The organism is Variovorax sp. E3, assembly GCF_016082275.1.
Classification (GTDB): domain Bacteria; phylum Pseudomonadota; class Gammaproteobacteria; order Burkholderiales; family Burkholderiaceae_C; genus Variovorax.
Genome location: NZ_MOWM01000290.1, coordinates 1 through 3886, shown reverse-complemented (window position 1 = coordinate 3886; position 3886 = coordinate 1). Strand labels below are relative to the sequence as shown.

Sequence of the window (3886 nt, the reverse complement as noted above, 5' to 3'; positions counted from 1 at the left end):
TTTTCGCGAGGGTTGCCGCTTTTGTGGAGGCCGCTTGCCCCCATCCCAGCCTTCCCCCAAAGGGGGAAGGAGCAAGAAGGTCAGCTCTTCTTCGCGTCCCGGTACAGCTTCTCGACCTTCGGCAGATTCGCCTCCAGCTTGGCGATGCGGTCCGGCCCGCTCGGGTGCGTCGACAGGAAGTTCAGGCTGCCCTGGTTCTTCGACGCCGCGGCCATCTTCTGCCACAGCGACACCGACGCCTTCGGGTCATAGCCCGCACGCGCCGCGAGTTCGAGCCCCACGAGGTCGGCCTCGGTCTCGTCGCCGCGGCTGAACTTGAGCGTGATGAGCTGCGTTCCGGCGCGCGCCGCGAGGTCGCCCACCTGCCCCAGCCCCAGCAGTTGCGCGCCGAAGGACAGCGCCGCCCCGGTGCCCGCGCTCTTGGCCATGCGGGCGCGCGCGTGCTCGCGCAGCGCGTGCGCCATCTCGTGGCCCATCACCATCGCGACCTCGTCGTCGGTGAGCTTCAGCTGGTCGAGGATGCCGGTGAAAAAGGCGATCTTGCCGCCGGGCATGCAGAAGGCGTTGATCTGCTTGCTGCCGATCAGGTTGACCTCCCACTTCCAGTTGCGCGCCCGCGAGTTCCACGGCGTGGCGAACGGAATGAGGCGGCCCGCGATGGCGCGCAGGCGCTGCAGCTGCGGGTTGTTGTCGCCGGCGAGCGCGCCCTTGGCGCGGGCCTGCTCGAGCAACTGGCCGTACTGCTGCACGCCGGCCGCCTCGATCTTGTCGGCCGGCACGAGGTTGCGCGCCACCGAGGCATTGCCGACGTTGACCTGCGCCAATGCCGAGGTCGAAGCGCCCAGCGCCGCGCCGGCGGCCGCCAGCAGGAAGGCGCGCCGCGGGTTCCACGGCGATGCCGCCGAAGGAACGGCCAGCGTGCCGGAAGAAGAAGAGCGCTCGCAACGTATGCACATAGGGGCCGGATCATAGGAACAAATGCAGACAAAAGGGCAGTCCGGGGGCTTCCCGCGCTCATGGACAATCCGGGGCACATGTCCGCTTCGCCTGTCGAAACCCCCACCGCCCCCTCCCCGCCCTGGCGCGACGCGCTCAAGGTCTACCTGGAACCCGCCACGCTGCGCATGCTGGCGCTGGGTTTCTCGGCCGGGTTGCCGCTGCTGCTGGTGCTGGGCACGCTGAGCTTCAGGCTGCGCGAGGCCGGCATCGACCGCACCACCATCGGCTACCTGAGTTGGGTCGGGCTGGCCTACGGCTTCAAATGGGTCTGGGCGCCGCTGGTCGACCGGCTGCCGCTGCCGCCGCTGACCACGCTGCTGGGGCGCCGCCGGGGCTGGCTGCTGCTGGCGCAGGGCATGGTGATCGCGGGGCTGATCGGCATGGCGATGAATGATCCGCGCCTGGGCCTCACGCCGCTGATCTGGTGCGCGCTGCTGGTGGCCTTCGGCTCGGCCACGCAAGACATCGCGCTCGACGCCTTCCGCATCGAATCGGCCGAAACGCGCAAGCAGGCCGCGCTGGCGGCCGCCTATCAAACGGGCTACCGGCTCGCGATGATCTGGGCCGGCGCGGGCGTGCTGTGGGTCGCGGCCTGGGCCGAGGTGGCGCCCGCCGTGGCGGCCACGGGCGCGGCCGCCTACCAGAACGGCGCGTGGAAGACGGCCTACCTCGTGATGGCCGCCTCGATGGCGGTCGGCGTGCTGACGGTGCTGCTGTCGCCGGAGCCGGTGCGGCGCGTGCTGCCCAAGCCCCGCAATGCGGCCGCGTGGCTGCAGAGCGTGCTGATCGAGCCCTTCGCGGACTTCATCCGCCGCTACAAATGGCAGGCCGTGCTGATCCTTTCCCTCATTGCCATCTACCGCATCAGCGACGTGGTGATGGGCATCATGGCCAACCCCTTCTACGTGGACATGGGCTTCACCAAGGACGAGGTGGCCACGGTCAGCAAGATCTACGGCGTGATCATGACGCTGGCCGGCGCCTTCGTGGGCGGCGTGCTGTCGATGCGGCTGGGCGTGATGCGCGTGCTGATGCTGGGCGCGGTGCTCAGCGCGGCCAGCAACCTGCTGTTCGCCTGGCTGGCCACGCGCGGGCACGACCTGACGGCGCTGATCGCCGTGGTCTCGGCCGACAACCTGGCCGGCGGCATCGCCTCGGCGGCCTTCATCGCCTACCTGTCGAGCCTCACCAACATCAGCTATTCGGCCACGCAGTACGCGCTGTTCAGCTCGCTGATGCTGCTGCTGCCGAAGTTCATCGCGGGCTATTCGGGCGTCTTCGTCGACGCCTACGGCTACACGAATTTCTTCGTGGCCACCGCGCTGCTGGGCGTGCCGGTGCTGGTTCTGGTGGCGCTGGCCTCGCGGCTCACGACCATCACAAGCCCCACCGACCGTCAATAAGGCGCGGGCCCTATAGGAATCCGCCGACGCTGCGCGGCGCCTTCAACTGTTAGGCTGTGCCCGTTTACATTCGCCGTTCCACATTCGTCCCCGTTGTCAGCCAGCCCCCCAAAAGAAATCGTGCCGTCCCGAATTTCCCCTCTTCAAATCAGTGCCTTCACCGCGACCTCGGCCGTCGGCATCGGCAAGGAAGCGCTCGCTGACGCGCTGGCGCAGTCGCGCAGCGGCCTGCGCGCCAACGACTTCGGCGACGCCCCGCTGCCCACGTGGATCGGCCGTGTCGACGGCGTCGAAGACGTGCGCCTGCCCGAGTCGCTCATGCCCTGGGACTGCCGCAACAACCGGCTCGCCTGGCTGGGCCTGCACGCCGACGGCTTCATCGAGGCGGTGACGGCCGCGCGCGAAAAGTACGGCGCGTCGCGCATCGCGCTGATCCTGGGCACCTCGACCGCGAGCATCGGCGAGACCGAACTGGCCTACACGCAGCTCGACGCCGACGGCATGTTCCCCGCCAACCAGCGCCGGGCCGCCGTGCATACGCCGCATTCGCTGGCCATGTTCACGCAGCAGGTGCTGGGCATCAGCGGGCCGAGCGAAACGATCTCGACGGCCTGCTCCTCGAGCGCCAAGGTGTTCGCCTCGGCCGAGCGGATGATCCGCCTGGGCCTGGCCGACGCGGCCGTGGTCGGCGGCGCCGACACGCTGTGCGGCAGCGTGCTGTTCGGCTTCAATTCGCTCGAGCTGGTGTCCAGCGAACCGTGCCGGCCCTTCGACGCCGGCCGCAAGGGCATCAGCCTGGGCGAGGCCGCGGGCTTTGCGCTGGTCGAGCGCGTGCAGGCCGGCGCCGATGCGTCGCCGCTGCACCTGCTGGGCTACGGCGAGGCGAGCGACGCGCACCACATGTCGACGCCGCACCCCGAGGGCCTGGGCGCAGAGCGCGCGCTCGACGAGGCGTTGGCGCGCGCGGGCCTGGCGCCCGACGCCATCGACTACATCAACATGCACGGCACCGCGAGCCAGAAGAACGACGAGGTCGAGGGCGCGCTGGTGGCGCGCCGCTTCCCGGCACGCACGCACGCCAGCTCGACCAAGGGCTTCATGGGCCACACGCTGGGCGCGGCGGGCATCGTCGAGGCCGTCATCAGCCTGCTGGCGATCGAGCGCGGCCTGATGCCGGGCACCGTCAACACGCACACGCTGGACGAAGGCTTCGGCCCGCAGATCCGGCTGGAGCCCGCGCGCGGCGAAGTGCGCTACGCGCTGAGCAACTCCTTCGGCTTCGGCGGCAACAACTGCTCGCTGGTTTTCGGCAAGGCGGCCTGAGCGACATGAGCAACATGAACCAGGCCCCCAAGCCCCCCACCCTCTACATCGAGGCCCGGCCTTCTGGACGCCCACGCTGCCGGGCTGGGACGCCGCGCGCGCCGCCTTCCGCGGCGAAGGCACGCTGACCGACCCGCCGGCCAAGCGCCCGTCGCCGCAGG

General features: G+C 69.8%; 3 protein-coding genes. 2 read left to right on the top strand and 1 reads right to left on the bottom strand.

From position 1 onward, the window contains the following. Positions 1–80: 80 nt before the first annotated feature. Complete coding sequence (locus BMG07_RS40085; RefSeq protein WP_198089128.1) at positions 81–956, bottom strand: M48 family metallopeptidase; 876 nt, start codon at positions 954–956, stop codon at positions 81–83. 60 nt (positions 957–1016) lie between these two features. On the opposite strand from BMG07_RS40085, the gene BMG07_RS40080 reads away from it, so the two are divergent. Both BMG07_RS40080 and BMG07_RS40075 read left to right on the top strand, forming a co-directional pair. After that, entirely contained in the window at positions 1017–2402 is a 1386-nt protein-coding gene (locus tag BMG07_RS40080) for an AmpG family muropeptide MFS transporter (protein ID WP_198089127.1), read from the top strand. A gap of 120 nt (positions 2403–2522) precedes the next feature. Further along, on the top strand, positions 2523–3725 hold the full coding sequence (locus tag BMG07_RS40075) for a beta-ketoacyl-[acyl-carrier-protein] synthase family protein (RefSeq protein ID WP_198089126.1): 1203 nt from the start codon (positions 2523–2525) through the stop codon (positions 3723–3725). Positions 3726–3886: the final 161 nt, after the last annotated feature.

Excerpts from the sequence above, each read along its gene's own strand:
- BMG07_RS40080 (WP_198089127.1), top strand. The coding sequence starts at position 1,017 with ATGGACAATCCGGGGCACATGTCCGCTTCGCCTGTCGAAACCCCCACC.
- BMG07_RS40085 (WP_198089128.1), bottom strand. The coding sequence starts at position 956 with ATGTGCATACGTTGCGAGCGCTCTTCTTCTTCCGGCACGCTGGCCGTT.